Raw genomic sequence first — 23,308 nt, 5'->3', positions numbered from 1 at the left:
CGCGTCGGTCACTCCTTGGACCGGGCCAGGAACCAGTGGCGGGCCGAGGCGAGCCACCAGGTGGCGGCGAAGCCGAGGACCACCAGGACGGCGATCGGGGCGTAGTTGAAGGTCTCCCAGGTGACGGGGGAGACCTGGGGGAGCATGAAGAGGATCGTGATCAGGACGACCCAGGTGACCGAGACGACGCCGATGGGGCGGGACCAGCGGCCCAGGTGCCAGGGACCGCGGGAGAAGGCGTCGCCCTTGCGGACGCGCAGCAGCGTCGGGATGACGTAGGCGATGTAGAGACCGATGACCGCGATGGACGTCACGGCGGCGTACGCCGTGGAGTTGATGAGGTACGGCAGACCGAGCGCCAGGGCGCCGAGCGCCGCCAGCCAGACCGCCGCGACCGGGGTACGGGTGCGGGGGCTGACCGTGTGCCAGACGCGGGAGAAGGGCAGCGCGCCGTCGCGGGAGAAGGCGTAGATCATGCGGCTGTTGGCCGTCACGGACGCCATCCCGCAGAAGAGCTGGGCGCCGATGACGACCAGGAGGAGGAGCTTGCCGGTCGTGGCGCCGAGGGCGTCGAGGAGGATCTGCGCCGGGGGCGCGCCGGTCGGGGACTGAAGCGCCTTGTCGTACGACTGGATCGCGAAGGTGAAGCCGAGGAGCAGGACGAAGCCCGCGATCCAGGAGGTCCAGATCGAGCGGACGATGCCCTTCGGTCCCGCCGTCGCCGCGTCGTGGGTCTCCTCGGTCATGTGGGCGGAGGCGTCGTAGCCGGTGAAGGTGTACTGCGCCATCAGCAGACCGAGCAGGACGACGTAGAAGGAGCTGCCCCAGCCGGTCTCGTTGACGAACTTCGTGAAGACGAAGGACGCCGACTGGTGGTGGTCCGGCAGGATCGCGAGGGCGCCGACGATGACCGCCACCCCCACCACGTGCCACCACACGCTGACGCTGTTGAGCAGCGCGACGATGCGCACGCCGAAGGTGTTCAGCAGGCCGTGCAGCAGGAGGATCGCGGCGAAGAGGAGGACCGTGCGACCGGGGGTCACCTCGAAGCCGAACTGGAGGTTCAGCCAGGCGCCGAGGAAGGACGCCGCGCCGAAGTCGATGCCGGCGGTCACCGCGACCTGCCCCAGCACGTTGAACCAGCCCGTGAACCACGCCCACGCCGCCGCCGACCGCTCCGGCGCCAGCCGGTGCGCCCAGAAGTACAGCCCCGCCGAGGTGGGATACGCGGAACAGATCTCGGCCATCGACAGCCCGACGAACAGCGTCATCAGACCGACCGCCACCCACCCCCAAGTGATCACCGCCGGTCCGCCCGTCACCATGCCGAAGAGGTACAGCGTGAGACACCCGGACAGCACCGAGATGATCGTGAAGGACACGGCGTAGTTCGAGAACGCCGACATCCGCCGCGCCAGCACCTGCGTATAACCGAGCTGAGCGAGCCGCTCCTCGTCGGAGAGAACCGGCTCGCCCCCGGTCTTCGTATCGTCTGTCATGCCCCCAGCAATTCCCTGCCCGCCGACGTGACATGCGTCACGCGATGGCCGGAAACGATCGGAAACCACGGGGTAACGCGAAGGGCCCGCACGGGACCCACTCCTACTAGAAGAGACCCTTGTAGCCGCCCCAGCCGCTGCCGATCTTCACGCGGCTGCCGAACCCGCCCTTCCCGTCACCGTTGTTGCGGTAGAGCACGCCCGAGGTGTCCCGCACCACCAGGTCGCTCCTGCCGTCCCCGGTGATGTCGCCGACGCCGACGATCGCGTTGTACGAACCGCCCCAGTTCGAGAAGACCTTGGCTCGCGCCTTGAGCTTCCCGGTGCCTGTGCCGTTGTAGCGCCACAGGGTGCCCGCCTTGTCGCGGGCCAGGACGTCGCCGATGCCGTCGCCGTTCAGGTCTCCGGCGCCGACGACCTTCGTGTAGCCCTTCCAGGCCGAACCGATCTTCTTGCCGGCCGCGAGCGTCCCGTCGCTCTTCGCGGCGAAGAGATACACATCGCCGGTGGACGCCTTGCGGCCGAGCAGATCGGCCCGCGCGTCCCCGGTGAGGTCGCCGGGCGAGGTCAGCGCGTTGTACGCCGACCAGCCGGTGCCGAGCTTCTTGTACGACCACGAGGGAATGAGCGCGTCGCCGCACGGCACCTTGTAGCCGCGCAGCGAGCCGTCCGCCATCCGCACCAGCACGTCGTTGCAGTGGTCGCCGTTCAGATCGCCGAACGGCACCGCTGCTGCCTTGGTGGACCAGCCGCCGCCCGACACCTTCCCGGAGAAGGCGCCCTTGCCCGTGCCCTTCTGGAAGGTGAGGCTCCCTGAGGAGTTGAGGGTGAGCAGGTCGCCCACGCCGTCGAGGCCCACGTGATCGTGGCGCACCGGGGTGCCGTCGGCCAGCCGGACCGTGCCGCTCACCTGAAGCGGCTGTCCGGTCCCGTCGGCCGGGTCTACGATCACCGTCCAGTCGTACGAGCCGACCGGCAGCCGTGCCGCCCCACCGTGTGCGTCCCGGGGCACGCCGTGCCAGCCGACGTCCAACACACCCCGGGCGGCACCACCGCTCGCCGTGTCCACGACCTTGCCCGTCGTCTTCGCGCGCACGGTGAGGCGCCATCCCGAGGCCGGCTTGGACAGCAGCAGGGAGGTCAGCGTCCTCGGGACCGTGTCGGGTTCGGTGGCCGGGACCGACGCCGGGCTCTCCGCCGGGGCGAGCAGCCGCAGCGGCTGCTGGGGCACGCCGGACGGGACGAGGTGCACCCGCTCCTGGCCGTCCACCCAGGCGACGTCGGCGCCGGACTCGTCGACCGTCCAGCGCACGTCCCGCTGGGAGGCGCCGGTGTCCGGCAGTTCGCCGATGACCCGGCTGACAGGCGTGCCGTCGGCGAAGGAGGTGAGCGTGAGCTTCCCGGTGCTCCGCTCGTGCGTGACGACGTAGCCGTCGCCCAGCTCGGCCTCGTCGGCGGGGACGGGCACGGAGCGGCCCGTCGTGCGGTCGTGCACACCGGCCCTGCCGTCGCACGCCCAGTACAGCCAGCGGCCCAGCGCCTGGAGTTCGGTGGGGACGCAGCCGGAGTCGAGGGTGACGGTCTCGGTGATCTTCTTCGCCGACAGGCTGTACGCCGTGACGGACCCCGGCGCCGAGCCCGGGGTCCACAGCAGATCGCCGGAGAGGGCAGCGGCGGTGGGGGTGCGGGTGACGGCGGGCTTGCCGTCGTTGTCGATCTCGTAGACGTCCTGGTGGGTGGGGCCCGTGTAGAGGACGTAGCGGCCGGAGACGTCGGTGACGCGGCCGCCCTTCTCCACGCCGCGCTGCCAGAAGGCCGACCCCTGCCCACCGGTGACGCGGATGAGGTCGGCGCTGCCGTTGGTGCCGGGGATCTGCCAGACGACGCGACCGTCGGGGGTGCCGTGGAGCGGGGCGCAATCGGGGGACGCGCAATGGGGGACGTTGGCGCTGGAGTCCAGCAGGACCGATGCCTCCCCGAACTCGGGGGTACCGGCGGCGGCGACGGTGCGCGCACGGACGATCCGGCCGCCGTTCGCCCCGGAGACGGTGCCGTAGTCGGCGACGGCGAGCCGTCCCTGATCGAGCGACAGACCCTGGACGGGGTACGGCGGTTTCGGCAGCGGCTTGACCATGGTGACGACCGGCCTGCCGTCGGCTCCGGCGCGGATGCGCTGGATGCCCCAGTCATCGGCGCCGGTACGCCCCACCCGGACCGCCGTGCCGCCGGGGCCGACCCCGGTGCCCTGGGACGACGACTGCGCCATCAGCGTGACCGGCTCGCCGCCCGCGAGCGGCTGGGCCTGGACGCGGGTGCTCCCACTCACCAGCCAGTCGCCGACGAGCGCCACGTCGCGGGCCACGTTCGGTCCGTCGGCGGCACCGGCCACGGTGACCTCGGCCGGGGTGGCGGACAGCTCGCCGCGCGGCAGCACCAGGACCTTCGCCCTGTCCGGAGCGACCACGGCGACATGGTCCGGTGAGATCACCAGACCCGAGTAGGCGGTGGGGAGCGGCTGGGTCCAGCTCTCCACGCGGCCGGTCTCGCGGTCGACGGCGGCGATGCGAAGGGTGCCGTCCAGGGTCGCGCGGAAGAAGACGCTCTGGGCGTCCGCTCCCACCGTCGGGCCGAGGTCGAGGGCCGCCGGGCCACCGGTCACTGTCACGTCCCGGGCCGTGTCGTCGGCCCCGGGGGTCAGCAGATGCACCTCGTGCGTGGAGGTGCCGTCCGCGCCGGTGGCCGGGCGGAAGGCGATCAGCAGGTTGTCGTAGGCGCTCTGGTAGCCAAGCCCTTCCGGCATCCGGACGGACCGTTCAATACCCGTGGCCAGGTCCCGGAAGTCGGTCCGGTCCGCGGAGTGGAAGTAGACGACGTCGGTGCCGGTCGCCTGGGCGAACAGCCCCTGCCGCCCGGGCACCCGGACCGGTTCGCCGCCGTCGAACGGCGTCCACCACAGATCGCTGCCGCCTTCGAGGCGGTGGAGGACACCCTGGGCGCCGACGCCGTCGTGGCCCTGGCGCGTCGAGGGCGTCAGCAGCGCGGTCGACGGATAGGTACCGCGCAGTGTCGCCGGTACCACCGTCTCGGTCGGCGCGCCGGTCGCGGAGGCCGACGGCAGCAGCGGAGTCAGGCCCGCGGCGAGCGCGACGGCGGCGGCCGAGACCACGGCCGCGCGTCTGGCGCGGGAACGGTGTACGGAAGCATGACGGACCAAGGCGAGCCCTCCCCGGAATCGACGAGAGGACATGCGTGCCGCTCATGACGGTCCCGGCCCCCCGGCCTGGCGCAGCCCCTCGGAAGTCGCCTGATCGTACATGCGTTCCTGACAGATTCATGACCAGTGCTTTGCCGGGCGAGGAACACCGCGCGGGGTACGGCGGCCCACACCGCGCCGGGGTACGCCGAAGGGCCCGTACGGAACGAATCCGTACGGGCCCTTCGGCAGCTCGGCCCAGCCTGGCTGGGCTCGGCTCACGTGCCGTCAGCCGTTGCGCTTCCAGCGGGGCTTGTCGTCGCGGCGGCCGAAGGAGGAGGAGCCGCCGGTGTTGCCCCGGTGGTCGTCGCGGCGGCCGTACGGGCGGTCGTGGCCGCCGGTGCGGAAGCCGGGACGGTCGTCGCGGCGCTCGCGGTTGAACGGGCGGTCGCTGCCCCGGTGACCGGTGCGCTCGTCGCGGCGGAAGCCGCCACGGTCGTCACGGCGCTCGAAGCCACGGCCACCGCGGTCGTCACGGCGCTCGAAGGAGCCGCCGCCGTTGCCACGGTCGCGGTCGAAGGAACGGCCACCACGGTCGTCACGGCGCTCGAAACCGCCACGGCCGCCACGGTCGTCACGACGGTCGTCACGGCGCTCGAAGGTACGGCCACCGCGGTCGTCGCGGCGCTCGAAACCGCCACGGTCGTTGCGGTCACGGTCGAAACCCCGGCCACCGCGGTCATCGCGGCGCTCGAAGCCACGGCCACCCCGGTCGTCGCGGCGCTCGAAACCGCCACGACCGCCACGGTCGTCACGGCGCTCGAACCCACGGCCACCGCGGTCGTCACGGCGGTCGCGGTCGAAGGAACGCCCACCGCGGTCGTCACGGCGCTCGGTCTCGCGCGGAGCCGGACGCTCGGCCTCGACGGACGCCTCGGCGACGGCCTGCTCGGCGGACGCCTGCGCCTCGGCGACGGCGGCCTCCGGGTCCTCGCCGCGGTCGCGGGCGACCCGGGCCACGAGGCGGTCGGCCTCGTCGCGCAGCTCGGCGGCGCGGCGCTGGGCGCGCTCCAGCTCCTTGGTGAGCTGGGCGACCTCGCGCTCGGCCTGCTGCGCGGCGTTGCCCGCCGACTCGGCCTGGACCTCGGTCATGGAGCGGGCGCCGGTGATCTCGGCGACCTCCGGGTCGAAGGCGTCGCCGCCCTGGATGATGTGACGCCCGGCGTCGACGCCCGCGTCCTCCATCAGACGGAAGATCTGACGGCGCTGGTGCGGCAGCGACAGGGAGACGACGGTGCCGGTGCGGCCCGCGCGGGCGGTACGCCCCGCACGGTGCAGGTAGTCCTTGTGGTCGCCCGCGGGGTCGACGTTCAGGACCAGGTCGATGCCGTCGACGTGGATACCGCGCGCGGCGACGTCGGTGGCGACCAGGACGTTGACGTAACCGTCCTTGAAGTCGGCCAGGGTGCGGGTGCGCGCGCCCTGGGTCATGCCGCCGTGCAGGGCGTCGGCCTTCACACCGGACTCGCGGAGCTGCTCGGCGACGCGGTCGGCACCGAGCTGGGTGCGCACGAAGATGATCGTACGGCCCTTGCGGGAGGCGATCGCGGCGGTGACCGGCGCCTTGTCCTTGGGCTTCACGATGAGGATGTGGTGCGACATGGTCGTGACGTTGCCCTGGGCGCTGTCGACCTCGTGCGTGACCGGGTTGTTCAGGTAGCGCTTGACCAGCGTGGAGATCTCGTTCTCCATGGTGGCGGAGAACAGCATCCGCTGACCGCCCGCCGGGACCTGGTCGAGCAGCTCGGTGACCTCGGGCAGGAAGCCCAGGTCGGACATCTGGTCGGCCTCGTCGAGGACGGCGATCTGGACGTCCTCGAGCGAGCAGGCGCCGCGGTTGATGATGTCGCGCAGGCGGCCCGGGGTGGCGACGAGGACGTCGACGCCGCGCTCCAGGGCGTAGATCTGGTTGCCCATCGAGGTACCGCCGCAGACGACCTTCATCTTCAGACCGAGGACGTCGCCGTAGGGCTGGAGGGCGTCGGCGACCTGCATCGCCAGCTCGCGGGTCGGCGTCATGATGACGGCGCGCGGACGCTTCTTCTCGGTGCGGCCACCGGCCAGCGTGGCCAGGGTGGGCAGACCGAAGGAGAGGGTCTTGCCGGAGCCGGTGCGGCCACGGCCGAGGATGTCCTTGCCGGCCAGGGCGTCCGGGATGGTCGCTGCCTGGATCGGGAACGGCGTGGTGACGCCGTTCTGCGCGAGCTTGCGCACGATGCCCTCGGGCAGACCGAGGTCGGCGAAGGTGATCTGGGGGGTGTCGGTGGTGTCGTCGATCTCGACGACACCGGTGACCTCGTTCGTCTCGTCGACGAGAGCGGCCTCGTTCTCGGGGCTCTCGGGCGCGACGAACTGGTCAGTACTGGAAACGGACATGCGAATGCGAAACCTTCCGGAGTCTCTCGGCACGCGCCCGTCAACTCCGTGATTCGCACAACACAACCGCCTCAATGCGGTCCGTCACGGCAAAGGAGAGTACGCGCCACACGGCGCGCTCTGCGATGGCGCCGGGCAAATGGGATCAAACGATCTACCACCATACGCACCCCCCACCCCCGAAGGCAAACCCGCTCGTGAGGGCCCTGCGCGACCCCGAAAAGCCGCGCACGGGGCGCCTTCCACGCCCCCACTGCGACCGCCTTCCGCGCCCCCGCCGAGACCGCCTCCCGCCCACCCCCGCGACCGCGTTCTACGCCGCCACCGCGACCGCCGGAACCGGCACCCGCTCGACCAACTGCGGTCCCGGGTCCTCGTGCGCCGAGGAGGACGGCTCGGCGGGCGGGGTCGGCGACTCCGGCGGGGGCGGGCTGGAGGCGGGCGGCTCCGGCGGGGCGGAGCTGGCGGGCGGGGTCGGCGGCACGTTGGTCGGGGCGGGCTCGCCCGGGTGCACGGTCTGACCCGGCTTCGACGGCGCCGCCGAGCGGTCGTGCTTGCCGGAGGCGCTGGCGGACGCCGAGGCCGACTCGCCCGGCTTCTTCTTGCCGCCGTGCCCGTGCTTGTCGTCCCCCGCCGCCTCCTCGTACCCCTGCCCGCCGCCGCCCGCGACCGGGGCGCCGCCCGGCACACCGCCGTGGCGTTGCCCCGCCGAGTGCTCGGGCCGGGACGGTCCCGCGTCCTCCCCCACGCGCACGCAGCCAGTGGCAGCGGCGGCGGCCAGCACCGTGACGACCAGACGGACGGGTACGTACTTGGGGCGCACGGCGGCCACCTCCGGAACAAGGGAAGGAGTCGACCTCTCCAACTCCCGCCGCCCGCAAGAGGACACGCCCGTTGTTCGAGCCCGCTCACCCTTACCCGCCGAACCGGCCGTCCGTCCCCGACAATGGCGGTGTGCTGGAGATGACACGCGACAGGTTCGAAGAGCTGGTGAGCGAGGCCCTGGACCGGATCCCGCCGGAACTGACGCGGGTCATGGACAACGTGGCCGTCTTCGTGGAGGACGAGCCGCCCGCCCACGACCCGGAACTGCTCGGACTCTACGAGGGCACCCCGCTCACCGAGCGCGGTGAGTGGTACGCCGGGGTCCTCCCCGACCGCATCTCGATCTACATGGGCCCGACCCTGCGGTACTGCGCGTCGCAGGAGGACGTGGTGCACGAGGTGGCCGTCACGGTCGTGCACGAGGTCGCCCACCACTTCGGCATCGAGGACGCCCGGCTGCACGAGCTGGGCTGGGGCTGAACCGGGGCGTGAGCCGGGGTCCCGGTCGGCGCCGAGCCGGACCGGGGCGTCGCCCGGCGTCCCGCATATCCCGTGGCGCCGCTGGGCATACGGCCCCAATGCCCCGCGTCCCCGCCGCCCCGCTCCGCCGCCGGAACCGGACAACAGAAGACCGCCGCCTCCCCTTCCTCGCCCTCGCCGCCCGGCGCCGCCCCTGGCTGCGGGCGCTCGGGCTCGTCACGGTCGTGCTCACCGGCGCCTGGCTGGGGCTCCTGGTCGTCGGCAACGTCCGCGCCCCGGTCGGCCCGATGGACACCACCATGGCGCTGCGTCCCTCCCTCAGCGGCGGCACGAAGATCAACGTCTCGCCGCTGGGCGCGCTCACCCTCGACAGCCATGTCGCCCCGCTCCGCCTGGACGTCGACGTGGACCAACTGGACCCGGTGCGCGCCCAGGCGCTGGTGGACCACCCGGAGCGGCTCTCGGGACTCCAGCAGGAGGTCACCGACGACATCGAGCACGGCACGCTCGACCTCGCGCTGCGCTCCACGGTCGCCGTCGTCACCGGCGCCACGGTCCTCGGCCTCGCCGTCTACCGCAGGCCCCGTCGCGCGCTCGCGGCCGGCGGACTGGCCCTCGCCCTGCTCGCCGCCTCGGGCATCTCCGCCTACGCCACCTGGAACCCGCGCTCGGTACTGGAGCCCCGCTTCTCCGGGCTGCTCTCCTCGGCGCCGTCGGTGGTGGGCAACGCGCGCAGCATCGTCAGCGAGTTCGACGTGTACCAGAAGGAGCTGGCCCGCCTGGTGACGAACGTGACGAAGCTGTACGACGTCGCGTCCACGCTCCCCGCCTACCAGCCCGACCCCTCCACGATCCGGGTGCTGCACGTGTCGGACATCCACCTCAACCCGGCGAGCTGGAAGATCATCGAGTCGCTGGTGACCCAGTACAAGGTGAGCGTCATCGTGGATTCCGGCGACACCATGGACCACGGCACGGCGGCGGAGAACGGCTTCCTGGACCCGATCGAGGATCTGGGCGTGCCCTATGTGTGGGTCAGGGGCAACCACGACTCCCAAGCGACCCAGCGCTATCTGGAGCACATGAAGAACGTGCACGTCCTGGACGACGGCCGCGCCGCGACGGCCGGCGGAGTGCGGTTCGCGGGCATGGGCGACCCCCAGTTCACGCCCGACCGCTCCCGGCCGACCGGCGGCGACGCGGCCGAGCGTCTCGCGGGGGCGCGGCTCGCCTCGGCGCTGCGGGACCAGCGGGCCAAGGGCACGCCGGTGGACATCGCGGTGGCGCACGAGCCGGTGGCGGCACAGGAGACGGACGGCACCGTGCCGCTCGTGCTCTGCGGTCATCTGCACACCGAGGGATCGAAGATCCTGCCGCTGGGCACCCGGCTGCGCCGCGAGGGCTCGACCGGCGGCAGCGGGCTGCGCGCGGTCGAGGGGCAGTACCCGGCGCCGGTCGAGGCGTCGATCCTCTACCTGGACCGCGACACCCGCAGGCTCCAGGCGTGGGACGAGATCGAACTCGGCGGTCTGGGACGGACGACGGCCGAGGTCAGCCGCCATCTGGCCAAGAAGTGAGGTGCCCGTCGCCCTCGCTCCTCGCCGTAAAGCGTTTTGCCGATACCACTGGACATCCCCTATGCTGCTCACGTCCCCGACGCGCTGCGAAGCGCCCACGGCGGGCCGATAGCCCTCATCGTCTAGCGGCCTAGGACGCCGCCCTTTCAAGGCGGTAGCACGGGTTCGAATCCCGTTGGGGGCACCACAGCAGAGTTGTCACGAAACCCGTCCTGATCCAGGGCGGGTTTTCGCGTTCCCCGGCGTTTCCCCACGTTTTCCAGCGTGTCCCGGCGTCCTCTCGCGCTCCCGGCACGTTTTCGGAGCACCCCCCGTGCTCTGATACGCTTCTCCAGCGACGTCAGCCCAACAGATGCGCACCTCACAGCGGGTGGGAATCACGTTGGGAAGACCCGCAACCGTGTGCGACACTGTCGTACACAGCGCCTGGTCCTGTGGAGCAGTTTGGAGTGCTCGCCACCCTGTCAAGGTGGAGGCCGCGGGTTCAAATCCCGTCAGGACCGCTGAGGTTTCACGTGAAACCTCGTGGCTGGGTAGCTCAGTTGGTACGAGCGATCGCCTGAAAAGCGATAGGTCGCCGGTTCGACCCCGGCCCCAGCCACAACCGCCCTCACCAGGGCCGACACCCCCTCCGGAGTCTCCGGCGGGGGTGTTTTCGTATGCCGTGGAGTTGTCATGGCACGCGGTTGCGGGGTCCCCGGACCGGGGCCACAGTGAAATACGGCCATTCGTCGGAATCACCCCGAGGGAGCGCCCATGCCCGTCACGAAAAGACAGCGGACGGCTGTGTTCAGCTCGATGTTCGTAGCCGCAGCCGTCGTTCTCGCTCCGGTGTCCTTCCAGCAGGTCGCCTCGGCGACCCCCGCCACCACACAGACCGGGACGGCGACCCGATTCCCGGCTTCGCCCAGGGACTACCAGGACGGCTTCCGGGACGGATTCAGGTCCGGGTTCCGGGACGGTCAGCGCACCTGCCATCGCTGGAACGACGGCCACCGTCAGTTCCCGGTCCGGTCGCTGCCGATCGATCCCCGCTGGGACTACCAGAACGGCTACCGGGACGGGTACGGGTCCGGGTTCAGGTCCGGACAGCGAAGCTGCTGAGCCGGGCGGCGCACCTGCCGAACCAGGAGGACGGGCCCGTGCGCGGACCCGTCCTCCGCTCGACCCCGGCGACAGGAGCCGGGGCGCCCCGGGCGCCTGGGCGGCAAATCGTTCGCGCGCTGTTTCCCCGAGGTGAGATCCTGGACCGCGTATGTCTACGCATCCCGCCCCCGCCCCGGGCGCCCTCGCCTCCCGACTGACCGAGCTGTCGCTGCGCGACGCGCACCGGCTCGGACGCAGGCTCGAGGGCGCGCGCAAGATCCGTAAGCCGGAGGCCCGCGCCGCCGTCCTCGCCGAGATCGAGGGCGAGATCGGCACGGCCGCCTCCCGCATGGACGCCCGGCGCTCCCGTGTGCCCGCCGTCACCTATCCCGAACAACTGCCGGTCAGCCAGAAGAAGGACGAGATCGCGGCCGCCATCCGCGATCACCAGGTCGTCATCGTCGCCGGTGAGACCGGCTCCGGAAAGACCACCCAGATCCCCAAGATCTGTATGGAGCTGGGCCGGGGCGTGCGCGGCATGATCGGGCACACCCAGCCCCGCCGCATCGCCGCCCGGACGGTGGCCGAGCGCGTCGCGGAGGAGCTGAAGACCCCGCTCGGCGAAGCCGTCGGCTGGAAGGTCCGCTTCACCGACCAGGTGAACCCGGACGCCACCTTCGTGAAGCTGATGACGGACGGCATCCTCCTCGCGGAGATCCAGACCGACCGCGAGCTGCGCGCCTACGACACGATCATCATCGACGAGGCGCACGAGCGGTCCCTCAACATCGACTTCCTGCTGGGCTATCTCGCCCAGTTGCTGCCGAGGCGCCCCGACCTCAAGGTCGTCATCACCTCGGCCACCATCGACCCCGAGCGCTTCTCCCGCCACTTCGGCGACGCCCCGATCATCGAGGTGAGCGGGCGGACGTACCCCGTCGAGGTGCGCTACCGGCCACTCCTGGAGGAGGACTCCTCCGACGCCGACCGCGACCAGATCACCGCGATCACCGACGCCGTCGAGGAGCTGATGGCCGAGGGCAAGGGCGACATCCTCGTCTTCCTCTCCGGCGAGCGCGAGATCCGGGACACCGCCGACGCGCTGGAGAAGAAGAAGTACAGATTCACCGAGGTGCTGCCGCTGTACGCACGCCTCTCGCACGCCGAGCAGCACCGCGTCTTCCAGCCGCACACCGGCCGCCGGATCGTGCTCGCGACCAACGTCGCCGAGACCTCGCTGACCGTCCCCGGCATCAAGTTCGTCATCGACCCCGGCTTCGCCCGCATCAGCCGCTACAGCCACCGCACCAAGGTCCAGCGGCTGCCCATCGAGGCGATCTCGCAGGCCAGCGCCAACCAGCGCAAGGGCCGCTGCGGCCGTACCTCCGACGGCATCTGCATCCGGCTGTACTCCGAGGACGACTTCGAGAGCCGCCCGGAGTTCACGGACGCCGAGATCCTGCGCACCAACCTCGCCTCCGTCATCCTCCAGATGACCGCGGCCGGCCTCGGCGAGATCGAGAAGTTCCCCTTCATCGACCCGCCGGACCACCGCAACATCCGCGACGGCGTACAGCTCCTCCAGGAACTCGGCGCCCTCGACCCCGCGCAGAAGGACCCCCGCAGGCGCCTCACCGACACCGGTCGCAAGCTCGCCCAGTTGCCGGTCGACCCACGCCTTGCCCGCATGGTCCTGGAAGCCGCGCGGAACGGCTGTGTCCGCGAGGTCATGGTCATCGCCGCCGCCCTGTCCATCCAGGACCCGCGCGAGCGCCCCGCCGACAAGCAGACCCAGGCCGACCAGCAGCACGCCCGCTTCAAGGACGAGACCAGCGACTTCCTCGCCTACCTCAACCTGTGGCGGTACGTCCGCGAGCAGCAGAAGGAGCGCGGCTCCTCGTCCTTCCGCCGGATGTGCAAGCAGGAGTACCTGAACTTCCTGCGCATCCGCGAGTGGCAGGACATCTACACCCAGCTCCGCACCGTCGCCAAGCAGATGGACATCCGCATAGGCGAGGAGGACGCCCCCGCCGACCGCATCCATGTCTCCCTCCTCGCGGGGCTCCTCTCCCACGTCGGCATGAAGGACGTGAAGGACGGCAACAAGAACGAGTACCTGGGCGCCCGCAACGCCAAGTTCGCGGTCTTCCCCGGCTCCTCGCTCTTCAAGAAGCAGCCGAAGTTCCTGATGTCGGCCGAACTCGTGGAGACCTCCCGCCTCTGGGCGCGCGTCAACGCCAAGATCGAGCCCGAGTGGGTCGAGCCGCTCGCCGGGCACCTCCTGAAGCGGACGTACAGCGAACCGCACTGGGAGAAGGATCAAGCCGCCGTGATGGCGTACGAGAAGGTGACGCTGTACGGCGTCCCGATCGTCGCCCAGCGCAAGGTGAACTACGGCCGGATCGACCCCGAGCTGTCCCGCGAACTTTTCATTCGCAACGCGCTGGTCGAGGGCGACTGGCGCACGCACCACAAGTTCTTCGCCGACAACCGCAAGCTCCTCAGCGAGGTCGAGGAGCTGGAACACCGCGCCCGCCGCCGGGACATCGTGGTGGACGACGACACGCTCTTCGACTTCTACGACCAGCGCGTGCCCGAACACGTCGTCTCCGGCGCCCACTTCGACTCCTGGTGGAAGCGCAAGCGGCACGAGCAGCCCGACTTCCTCGACTTCGAGCGCGAGATGCTCATCCGGGAGTCGGCGGAGGCGGTCACCAAGGACGACTACCCCGACACCTGGCACCAGGGAAACCTCAAGTTCCGGGTGACGTACCAGTTCGAGCCGGGCGCGGACGCCGACGGCGTGACCGTGCACATCCCGCTCCAGGTGCTCAACCAGGTCACCGACGAGGGCTTCGACTGGCAGATCCCGGGTCTGCGCGAGGAGGTCGTCACCGAGCTGATCCGCACGCTGCCCAAGCCGATCCGCCGCAACTACGTCCCCGCGCCCAACTACGCCAAGAAGTTCCTGGAGCGGGCGGTCCCCCTCCAGGAACCGCTGACGACCACCATGGCGCGCGAGCTGAAGCGCATGGTCGGCGTGCCCTTCGAAGCCGCCGACTTCGACTGGTCCAAGGTGCCCGAGCATCTGAAGGTCACCTTCCGGATCGTCGACGAGCGGCGCCGCAAACTGGCCGAGGACAAGGATCTGGAGGCGCTGAAGCTCCAACTGCGTCCGAAGGCCCGCCAGGCGCTCTCGCAGGCAGCCGCGGCCACCGCCTCCCGGCAGGGCGGGGAGTCGCTGGAGCGCTCGGGTCTGACCGACTGGACGATCGGCTCGCTCACCCGTGTCTTCGAGACCAGGCGGGCCGGACAGCCGGTCAAGGCGTATCCCGCCCTGGTGGACGACGGCGACACGGTCTCCGTGCGCCTCTTCGACACCGAGGAGGAGCAGGCCGAGGCGATGTGGAAGGGCACGCGCCGGCTCATCCTGCGCAACATCCCGGTCAACCCGGCCAAGTTCGCCTCCGACAAGCTGACGAACGCCCAGAAGCTGGCGCTCTCCGCCAACCCGCACGGCTCCGTGCAGGCACTCTTCGACGACTGCGCGATGGCCGCCGCCGACAAGCTGATCGCGGACTTCGGCGGCCCGGTGTGGGACGAGGAGTCGTACCGCAAGCTCTACGACAAGGTGCGCGCCGACATCGTGGACACCACCGTGCGCGCGGTCGGCCAGGTCCAGCAGGTGCTCGCGGCGTGGCAGGCGGCCGAGCGGCGGCTGAAGTCGGTGAAGAGCCCGGTGCTGCTCGCCAACCTGACGGACGTACGGCAGCAGTTGGACGCCCTGGTGAAGCCCGGCTTCGTGACCTGGGCGGGGCTGAAGCGGCTGCCGGACCTCATGCGGTACCTGGTGGCCGCCGACCGGCGTCTGCAGCAGATGCCGACGAACGTCCAGCGGGACACCTCCCGCATGGAGAAGGTCCAGGAGATGCGCGACGAGTACGCCTGGCTGCTCGAGCAGCTCCCGCAGGGGCGGCCGGTGCCCCGGCAGGTGCTGGACGTCCGCTGGATGATCGAGGAGCTGCGGGTCAGCTACTTCGCCCACGCGCTGGGCACGGCGTACCCCGTCTCGGACAAGCGGATCGTGAAGGCGATCGACGCCCTGGCGCCGTAGCCATGGCGTGACGAGCCGCGCACAGAGGGTGAGTTCGACCAGGACATCCACCCTCGTGTACAGTCCTTCTCGCAGCACAACGCAGCAGCGAGTGCCGCGAGAGATGGTCCTGTGGAGCAGTTTGGAGTGCTCGCCACCCTGTCAAGGTGGAGGCCGCGGGTTCAAATCCCGTCAGGACCGCAGTGAGGAAGGGCCCCCGCGAGGGGGCCCTTTCGTCGTTCCCGGCGCTCTTGACGGCACGTGCCGGGCTCGGTACCCAGAAGGCAGGCCGTCTTTCCCGTGCGGCCTCCGGAGGTGACGGATGGCGGCATCGGCCAGGCACGCGACGCGGGCGCTCCTGAGGGCGCATCTGTCGGCCGCCTCCGGCTATCGGCACGCCACCCGGCACTGTCCCGTCTGCCACCGCCTCCAGCGCCTCGCCATGGACACGGACGCGCACCCGGACGCGCACAGCGACGCCCCCACCGAGGAACCGGACGAGAACCCCAACACCCGTTCCCACAAGGGCTGATGGGGCGCGCGATCCCAATAGCGCACACATGCCGGTGGCAACAAGACGCCTGCCCTGTGACGGGAGTCACGGCATGATTTTTTGAAAGTGGGGTTCTTACCGGTGTCCTACAACGGGTCAATTTAATATGTGCAATTGCACCTGCCTCACGGGTCCCGCACGGCGCTTCCCACACTCCTCCCCAGACTCCGACACAACCCCGACAAGGGCGCTCACGGAGGATCAGGAAGGTCCGCTCAAGGGCACAAAAAAGATCGCGCTGGACCCGGCGGAGTCCAGCGCGATCTACGACGCACCCTGTGCCACTTACTCAAGCATGTGAATCGGCTTGGGCGGGGGGCCTGTTGGGGCAGGTCCCGCGTCGTTCAGAGCTAGGGTTCGGGCGCCCCGACCAGTTGGGGTTCGGTCGTTCTGCCCGGTTATGGAGTTGTTCAGGCCTCGCTGCGCTGCTGCGGGATGCCCGCGAGCAGGGCGCGGACCTCCGCCTCGCGGTAGCGGCGGTGCCCGCCGAGCGTGCGGATCGACGTGAGCTTGCCGGCCTTCGCCCACCGCGTGACCGTCTTGGGGTCGACACGGAACATGGTGGCGACCTCAGCCGGGGTCAGCAGCGGCTCGGCATCAGGGGTGCGAGCGGTCATGAGCGGCCTCCTCGGGAGAACCGACGTTCTCGGTTCTTTCCTCTAAATTCTGCACCTTGACCCGCGTTGCCCGAAATGGCGGACGCGAGTCGAGTCGGTTATAGGACGAACGGCTTGTCCTCGGCACTACAACTACACCATCTGTCCAGCCGCGTCGGCCAAACCGATGGAATTGCCCTCCCAGGTGTTCATCAGCGACGGAAGCCGATGGACCATGCCATAGCGGACAGTCACGCCGATGTGACGATCAGTCACTTCGGCGATCAGGAGGCACCGGACCCCCCAAAGCGTGCAATGCTGAGATTCCGCCCATAGTGGAGCACAGATGGACAGACGGAGCCCTCCCCGGGCTCCTTGTCCTATTTTGGCATGAGGAGCGGCAAGAGACGCAAGAGCCGCGTAAGTGCCGTCCATCACCCTTGATGGGAAAAGCCCGGATCGGGACCAACATCCCGTCAGATGAGTCAAGTCCACAGACCGTACGCTGTTCGAGGCCATTTCGACCGTGATCTGCGTCACTTCTCGCCTGTTCGGGATGCGCCGTCATCAAGGAGTACGTACGGACACGGCGATCAGTTCGCCCAGATGTACGGATACCGCGATCAGTTCGCGGACCGCAGGTCCCGCACCGCACGCCAGCGCCGCACCAGGCGACCGTAGACCCGCCCCGCGGCCGGACCGTCGCCCCGGCGCAGCGCGTCGATGCCCGCGGCCACGTCCGCCGCCGAGTGGTCGTCCTCGAGCGCCCCTGCGGGCACCGCGTGGACCAGACCGCCGTAGTCCAGCTCCACCAGAGAGCGGGGGTGGAACTCCTCCAGCCAGCGGCCGACGTCCACCAGCCCGTCGATCAGCGGGCCCTCCTCGACGGCGTCCTTCAGGGTGCGCAGCGCCCGCGCCACGCGCCGCCGCGCCTGCACCATCGGCGTGCGGTAGCGCAGCAGCGGGGGCACCTCGCCGGTGCCCTTCTCGAAGCGCCGCTCCTCGTCGCCGACGAGCACGAACCAGTTGAGCGGCACCTGCCAGGTCGCGGTGCGGATCCAGGGGCGCGCCTCGGGGTTGCGGACGAGCCAGCGCTCGTAGTCCTGGGCGGCCTGCTCGCGCACGAGCGGGGGCAGGACCGCGTCCAGCACCGTCCGGGGCAGTTCCTCGCCCAGAGCGGCCAGCGCCTGCCAGCCGCGCAGCCGGGTGCGCCAGGGGCAGACACACAGGACGCCGTCCACCTCGGTCACGAAGGCGTCCGCGCTCTCGTGCACCGGCACCGCGACCGGCGGCGTCGGCAGCAGGTCGGCCAGCGAGCGGCGCAGCTCGTCCTGGTACGTGGGACGCTCGCGCCGTCGGGCGTACCGCGCCCAGTGGGTGCGCTCGGGCTCCGGGAAGGCGGCCAGCGGCTCGTACACGCGCAGGTACGCGGCATAGGGGACGACCACGGAGGACACCTTGGGCACGCTCCCTCCCTCCCCCTCGCGCCCGGCTCGAAACCCCCGCCGGGTCCGGCTCGGAACCACTGCGCATCGTGCCACGACGGGCAGCCGCGCGGGCACGGAAGAGTGATCCCCGGCGTACCCCGGATACGGGCCGCGAGCAGGCTCTACGCTCAGCCTTGCGGCCCAACGGCCGCGTGGCACCACCCCGCCACCCACCCCCACGGCCAAAAGTGTGGGGAAACCCCAGGGACCACCCCGGTCCCGCCCGCCGCTACACGCACAGGAGTCACCACCGTGACCTACGCAACCGGCGCATCCACCGACGTCCTGCGGACCCTCTTCCACTCGGACCAGGGCGGCCATGAGCAGGTCGTGCTCTGCCAGGACCGCGCCAGCGGCCTCAAGGCCGTCATCGCCCTCCACTCCACCGCCCTCGGCCCCGCCCTCGGCGGCACCCGCTTCCACCCGTACGCCACCGAGGCGGACGCCGTCGCCGACGCGCTCAACCTCGCGCGCGGGATGTCGTACAAGAACGCGATGGCCGGTCTCGACCACGGCGGCGGCAAGGCCGTGATCATCGGGGACCCCGAGCGCGACAAGAGCGAGGAGCTGCTGCTCGCCTACGGCCGCATGGTCGCCTCGCTCGGCGGGCGCTACGTGACCGCGTGCGACGTCGGCACCTATGTCGCGGACATGGACGTGGTGGCCCGCGCCTGCCGCTGGACCACCGGCCGCTCCCCGGAGAACGGCGGCGCGGGCGACTCCTCCGTGCTCACCGCCTTCGGCGTCTACCAGGGCATGCGCGCCTCCGCGCAGCACGTGTGGGGCGACCCCTCGCTGCGCGGGCGCCGGGTCGGCGTCGCGGGCGTCGGCAAGGTGGGCCGGCATCTGGTGGGCCATCTGCGCGCCGAGGGCGCCGAGGTGGTGCTCACGGACGTACGCCCGGACGCGGTACGCGGGATCCTCGCGCAGTACCCCGAGGGGGTGACGGCGGTGGCGAGCACGGACGAGCTGATCCGCGTCGAGGGGCTCGACATCTACGCCCCCTGCGCGCTCGGCGGCGCCCTGGACGACCTGACCGTGCCGGTGCTGACCGCCAAGGTGGTCTGCGGCGCGGCCAACAACCAGCTCGCGCACCCGGGCGTGGAGAAGGACATCGCGGACCGGGGCATCCTCTACGCCCCCGACTACGTGGTGAACGCGGGCGGGGTGATCCAGGTGGCGGACGAACTGCACGGGTTCGACTTCGAGCGGTGCCGGGCGAAGGCGGCGAAGATCTTCGACACCACGCTGGAGATCTTCGCGACCGCAAAGGAAGACGGCATTCCGCCGGCCGCCGCGGCCGACCGGATCGCCGAGCGGCGCATGGCGGACGCCCGCGCGACGCGCTGACCCACGGGGGCTCCGTACCGGCCGATTCGCGCCCGTGCGGGTCCCGGGCCGGGTGCCCGGCCGCACGGGCGGGCGGTACCCGCCGGAGGCAACTTGGAGAGAACTCTCACTTCCACCGGCGGGTCGTCCCCCGATAAGTGGTTAAAATCGCCGTTGACCAGCGAGGACAGGGCTCCTCGAGGGTCCTGTGCACACGCGCGTGCTGCGGGCGACGTACCGTATGGGCGCGGGCTCAGGTACCGTGGAAGCCCTACGGACCGGCATCTCTGCGGAGAGTCCGTTCCAGATCATGAACGCGTGTCAGACTCTGGGGCCGTTGAGCCCCGTCACCGAGGGGGTCGAGCCATGGGGCGCGGCCGGGCCAAGGCCAAGCAGACAAAGGTCGCCCGCCAGCTGAAGTACAACAGCGGTGGGACTGACCTGTCACGGCTGGCCAGTGAACTGGGCGCATCGACTTCGAGCCAGCCGCCGAACGGCGAGCCGTTCGAGGACGATGAAGATGACGAGGACGACCTCTACTCCCGTTACGCCGACCTCTATGAGGACGACGACGAGGACGAGGACGACGGTCCCTCACAACACCGTCGCGGCGCTTGACCTTGCACTGAGCATCAAGCCGGTCGGTGGCACTGCCACCGACCGGCTTCTGTGCTGCCGGTGAAACGGTCGGTGCGGTCCGCGCACCACAGAGGGCGGGCGCCCTGCGGGGAGCCCGCCCTACAGGTGTTCTAGCGCGCGTAGTCCCCGGTCAGCTCGGCGCCCGAGGTACGGCTGTCCCGGGCGGTGATCTCTCCGGCCACCCAGGCGTCCACGCCGCGGTCCGCGAGCGTGGTCAGCGCCGCCTCGACGGACTCGGCGGGTACGACCGCCATCATGCCGACGCCCATGTTCAGCGTCTTCTCCAGCTCCAGGCGCTCCACGTCGCCCGTGCGGCCGACGAGGTCGAAGATCGCGCCCGGGGTCCAGGTGGAGCGGTCCACGGTGGCGTGCAGCCCGTCCGGGATCACCCGGGCCAGGTTCGCCGCGAGACCGCCGCCGGTGATGTGCGAGAAGGCGTGCACCTCGGTGGTGCGGGTGAGCGCGAGGCAGTCCAGCGAGTAGATCTTCGTGGGCACCAGCAGCTCCTCCCCGAGCGTGCGGCCCAGCTCCGCGACCTCCGTCTCCAGGGCGAGTCCGGCGCGCTCCAGGAGGACGTGGCGGACCAGGGAGTACCCGTTGGAGTGAAGACCGGAGGACGCCATGGCGATCACGGCGTCACCCTCGCGGATACGGTCCGGGCCGAGCAGCCGGTCGGCCTCCACCACGCCCGTACCGGCACCGGCGACGTCGAAGTCGTCCGCGCCCAGCAGACCCGGGTGCTCGGCCGTCTCGCCGCCCACCAGGGCGCACCCGGCGAGCACACAGCCCTCCGCGATGCCCTTGACGATCGCCGCGACCCGCTCGGGGTGGACCTTGCCGACGCAGATGTAGTCGGTCATGAACAACGGCTCGGCGCCGCACACCACGATGTCGTCCATGACCATGGCGACCAGGTCGTGACCGATGGTGTCGTACACGCCGAGGCGCCGGGCTATGTCGACCTTGGTGCCGACGCCGTCGGTCGCGGAGGCGAGCAGCGGGCGCTCGTAGCGCTTGAGGGCGGAGGCGTCGAAGAGCCCGGCGAAGCCGCCGAGGCCGCCGAGGACCTCGGGGCGCCGCGTCCGCTTGACCCATTCCTTCATCAGCTCGACCGCGCGGTCGCCCGCCTCGATGTCGACGCCCGCGCTCGCGTAGCTGGCACCCGTGGTCTCAGAGGACATGACTTGAGAGAACTTTCCTGTCGTACGGCTCTGACGGCGCAGCTCAGGGACGCCGGATGGCGTCGGCCGCGGCGGTGGCGGCGGTTCCTGCCGCCAGCTCGGTCTCCAGCAACTGCTTGCCGAGCAGCTCCGGGTCGGGCAGCTCCATCGGGTACTCGCCGTCGAAGCAGGCGCGGCACAGGTTCGGCTTCGCGATGGTGGTCGCGTCGATCATGCCGTCGATGGAGATGTACGCGAGCGAGTCGGCGCCCAGGCTGGTGCCGATCTCCTCGATGGTCATGCCGTTGGCGATCAGCTCGGCGCGGGTGGCGAAGTCGATGCCGAAGAAGCAGGGCCACTTCACGGGCGGCGAGGAGATCCGGATGTGGACCTCGGCGGCGCCCGCCTCGCGCAGCATGCGCACCAGGGCCCGCTGGGTGTTGCCGCGCACGATCGAGTCGTCGACGACGACCAGGCGCTTGCCCTTGATGACTTCCTTGAGCGGGTTCAGCTTCAGCCGGATGCCGAGCTGGCGGATGGTCTGCGAGGGCTGGATGAAGGTGCGGCCCACGTAGGCGTTCTTCACCAGACCGTTGCCGAAGGGGATGCCGGAGGCTTCCGCGTATCCGATGGCGGCCGGGGTTCCGGACTCCGGCGTGGCTATGACCAGGTCGGCCTCGACCGGCGCCTCCTTGGCGAGGCGGCGGCCCATCTCCACGCGGGAGAGGTAGACGTTCCGCCCGGCGATGTCGGTGTCCGGGCGCGCCAGGTAGACGTACTCGAAGACACAGCCCTTGGGCTTCGCTTCCGCGAATCGGGAGGTGCGCAGACCGTTCTCGTCGATGGCGATGAACTCGCCCGGCTCGATCTCGCGGACGTAAGCGGCGCCGCAGATGTCGAGGGCGGCGGACTCGGAGGCGACGACCCAGCCGCGCTCCAGGCGGCCGAGGACCAGCGGGCGGATGCCCTGCGGGTCGCGGGCGGCGTACAGCGTGTGCTCGTCCATGAAGACGAGGCTGAAGGCGCCCTTCACCTGCGGGAGGATGCGGTGTGCCGCCTCCTCGATGGTGAGCGGCTTGCCGTCCTCGTCGACCTGGGCGGCGAGCAGCGCCGTCAGCAGGTCGGTGTCGTTGGTGGCCGCGACCCGGGTGGAGCGGCCGTTGGTGTCCTTGGGCAGGTCGGCGACCATCTCCGCCAACTGCGCGGTGTTGACCAGGTTGCCGTTGTGGCCGAGCGCGATCGAACCGTGCGCGGTGGCGCGGAACGTCGGCTGGGCGTTCTCCCACACGGAGGCGCCGGTGGTCGAGTAGCGGGCGTGTCCGACCGCGATGTGACCCTGGAGCGAACCGAGCGAGGTTTCGTCGAAGACCTGGGAGACCAGGCCCATGTCCTTGAAGACGAGGATCTGGGAGCCGTTGCTGACCGCGATTCCCGCGGATTCCTGACCCCGGTGCTGGAGGGCGTAGAGCCCGAAGTACGTGAGCTTTGCGACCTCTTCGCCAGGCGCCCAGACACCGAAGACGCCGCAAGCGTCCTGGGGGCCCTTCTCGCCGGGAAGCAGATCGTGATTGAGTCGACCGTCACCACGTGGCACGGCTCCGAGTGTAGGCGAGCCCGACCGTTGCTCCGAATTGGGGATACGTAGTGGCTGCCGAACCCGGACGCGCGATCACCTTGGTGCTTTTTCCGTTTCGCCTGGTCACAGCGGTGCGTATCGGACGACTTCCGGCGCGGCGGGGTGCTTCGGGGCGTCCGGGGCGGCTCCGCCGGGGTGTCCCGAGTGAGGTGTCGCACATCAATCGGGCGTGATCCGGGTGAGGTTCACGCGCTCCCCGTGACCGCTGGTGAGCGTGAGTTTCCCGTCCTCGGTGCGTGCGGTGAGGGTCTGCCGGTCGAGCGCGGCGGCGAGCGCCCGCTCGAAGGTCATCCGGGGGCGGTCACAGGCGATCTTGGTCGTCCGCAGCGCCCCGAACGCGATCCGGTCGTCCCGCACGGTCGCCCGGGCGCCGAAGCTGTTGCACCCGAGGTTCCCGCCCGCGCTCCCGTCCTCCTCCACCCGCAACCGGGCTCCGGCGGGGGCGCGGAGCGTGGCGTTGGACGCGGTGATGCTGTCCACCCGCCACTCCACCCCGGTCACCGGCTGCTCGGGTCCCACCGACCCGCTCCCCGCCCCCTCGGTCCCACACCCCACCGCCAGCGGGACGAGCACGGCGACCGCTGTCAGATGCATGCGCTGCTTGTGCCGATACATACCGGTTCGACGCGGGCGGACGGCTGGAGGTTCCGCGGCGGACGGGTGAGCGCGGGTCCCCGCCCGGGGTGGCCACGGTTCCGCCGCGGACCGACGGTGCTCGG

General features: G+C 70.6%; 16 protein-coding genes and 4 tRNA genes. 11 read left to right on the top strand and 9 right to left on the bottom strand.

Features of this window, described 5'->3' with window-relative positions:
* Positions 1-8: 8 nt before the first annotated feature.
* From IF655_RS02770 to IF655_RS02755, 4 genes are all read right to left on the bottom strand, one after another.
* Positions 9-1,499 carry an amino acid permease gene (locus tag IF655_RS02770; protein ID WP_199581822.1) on the bottom strand — a complete coding sequence of 497 codons (1,491 nt, stop codon included), beginning with the start codon at positions 1,497-1,499 and terminating at the stop codon, positions 9-11.
* Between the two features lie 106 nt (positions 1,500-1,605).
* Positions 1,606-4,665, bottom strand: coding sequence for a VCBS repeat-containing protein (locus IF655_RS02765; protein ID WP_199581821.1), 3,060 nt, complete (start codon positions 4,663-4,665; stop codon positions 1,606-1,608).
* Between the two features lie 315 nt (positions 4,666-4,980).
* Positions 4,981-7,128 carry a DEAD/DEAH box helicase gene (locus IF655_RS02760; RefSeq protein ID WP_199581819.1) on the bottom strand — a complete coding sequence of 716 codons (2,148 nt, stop codon included), beginning with the start codon at positions 7,126-7,128 and terminating at the stop codon, positions 4,981-4,983.
* 313 nt (positions 7,129-7,441) lie between these two features.
* Positions 7,442-7,951, bottom strand: coding sequence for a hypothetical protein (locus IF655_RS02755; RefSeq protein ID WP_199581818.1), 510 nt, complete (start codon positions 7,949-7,951; stop codon positions 7,442-7,444).
* Between the two features lie 131 nt (positions 7,952-8,082).
* Between IF655_RS02755 and IF655_RS02750 the strand changes: the two genes are divergently transcribed.
* From IF655_RS02750 to IF655_RS02710, 9 genes are all read left to right on the top strand, one after another.
* Entirely contained in the window at positions 8,083-8,433 is a 351-nt protein-coding gene (locus tag IF655_RS02750) for a metallopeptidase family protein (RefSeq protein ID WP_199581816.1), read from the top strand.
* A gap of 98 nt (positions 8,434-8,531) precedes the next feature.
* Positions 8,532-10,010, top strand: a complete 1,479-nt coding sequence (locus IF655_RS02745) for a metallophosphoesterase (RefSeq protein ID WP_199581814.1) — start codon at positions 8,532-8,534, stop codon at positions 10,008-10,010.
* A gap of 111 nt (positions 10,011-10,121) precedes the next feature.
* A tRNA-Glu gene (locus IF655_RS02740) sits at positions 10,122-10,197 on the top strand.
* Between the two features lie 241 nt (positions 10,198-10,438).
* Positions 10,439-10,513, top strand: a tRNA-Asp gene (locus tag IF655_RS02735).
* 24 nt (positions 10,514-10,537) lie between these two features.
* Positions 10,538-10,611 (top strand) — tRNA-Phe (locus IF655_RS02730).
* A gap of 155 nt (positions 10,612-10,766) precedes the next feature.
* Positions 10,767-11,114 (top strand): hypothetical protein, encoded by a 348-nt coding sequence (locus IF655_RS02725; protein WP_199581812.1) that lies wholly within the window; start codon positions 10,767-10,769, stop codon positions 11,112-11,114.
* 151 nt (positions 11,115-11,265) lie between these two features.
* On the top strand, positions 11,266-15,210 hold the full coding sequence (gene hrpA, locus IF655_RS02720) for an ATP-dependent RNA helicase HrpA (protein WP_199581811.1): 3,945 nt from the start codon (positions 11,266-11,268) through the stop codon (positions 15,208-15,210).
* Between the two features lie 105 nt (positions 15,211-15,315).
* Positions 15,316-15,390: transfer RNA gene (locus IF655_RS02715), tRNA-Asp, on the top strand.
* Between the two features lie 121 nt (positions 15,391-15,511).
* Complete coding sequence (locus IF655_RS02710; protein ID WP_199581809.1) at positions 15,512-15,721, top strand: DUF6274 family protein; 210 nt, start codon at positions 15,512-15,514, stop codon at positions 15,719-15,721.
* Positions 15,722-16,152: 431 nt separating this feature from the next.
* Here IF655_RS02710 and bldC read toward each other — a convergent pair whose 3' ends face one another.
* Complete coding sequence (bldC, locus tag IF655_RS02705) at positions 16,153-16,359, bottom strand: developmental transcriptional regulator BldC (protein ID WP_003949541.1); 207 nt, start codon at positions 16,357-16,359, stop codon at positions 16,153-16,155.
* A 602-nt stretch (positions 16,360-16,961) separates the two neighbouring features.
* The gene (locus IF655_RS02700) at positions 16,962-17,804 is read right to left on the bottom strand and encodes a hypothetical protein (RefSeq protein WP_199581807.1); all 843 of its coding nucleotides are present in this window, start codon (positions 17,802-17,804) and stop codon (positions 16,962-16,964) included.
* A gap of 273 nt (positions 17,805-18,077) precedes the next feature.
* Between IF655_RS02700 and IF655_RS02695 the strand changes: the two genes are divergently transcribed.
* Positions 18,078-19,175: a Glu/Leu/Phe/Val dehydrogenase gene (locus tag IF655_RS02695; protein WP_199581805.1), complete on the top strand. Its 1,098-nt coding sequence runs from the start codon at positions 18,078-18,080 to the stop codon at positions 19,173-19,175.
* Positions 19,176-19,520: 345 nt separating this feature from the next.
* Positions 19,521-19,772 carry a DUF3073 domain-containing protein gene (locus tag IF655_RS02690; protein ID WP_161181528.1) on the top strand — a complete coding sequence of 84 codons (252 nt, stop codon included), beginning with the start codon at positions 19,521-19,523 and terminating at the stop codon, positions 19,770-19,772.
* A 131-nt stretch (positions 19,773-19,903) separates the two neighbouring features.
* On the opposite strand, the gene purM is transcribed toward IF655_RS02690, so the two are convergent.
* From purM to IF655_RS02675, 3 genes are all read right to left on the bottom strand, one after another.
* Positions 19,904-20,974, bottom strand: a complete 1,071-nt coding sequence (gene purM / locus IF655_RS02685; protein WP_199581803.1) for a phosphoribosylformylglycinamidine cyclo-ligase — start codon at positions 20,972-20,974, stop codon at positions 19,904-19,906.
* Positions 20,975-21,017: 43 nt separating this feature from the next.
* Positions 21,018-22,547, bottom strand: coding sequence for an amidophosphoribosyltransferase (purF, locus tag IF655_RS02680; protein ID WP_199581801.1), 1,530 nt, complete (start codon positions 22,545-22,547; stop codon positions 21,018-21,020).
* A 201-nt stretch (positions 22,548-22,748) separates the two neighbouring features.
* Positions 22,749-23,183, bottom strand: a complete 435-nt coding sequence (locus IF655_RS02675; protein WP_242488488.1) for an META domain-containing protein — start codon at positions 23,181-23,183, stop codon at positions 22,749-22,751.
* Positions 23,184-23,308: the final 125 nt, after the last annotated feature.

It is taken from the genome of Streptomyces sp. DSM 110735 (genome assembly GCF_016482685.1).
GTDB lineage: Bacteria > Actinomycetota > Actinomycetes > Streptomycetales > Streptomycetaceae > Streptomyces.
Note: the sequence above shows the minus strand (reverse complement) of the source record. Positions and strands in the feature narration are given on the sequence as shown.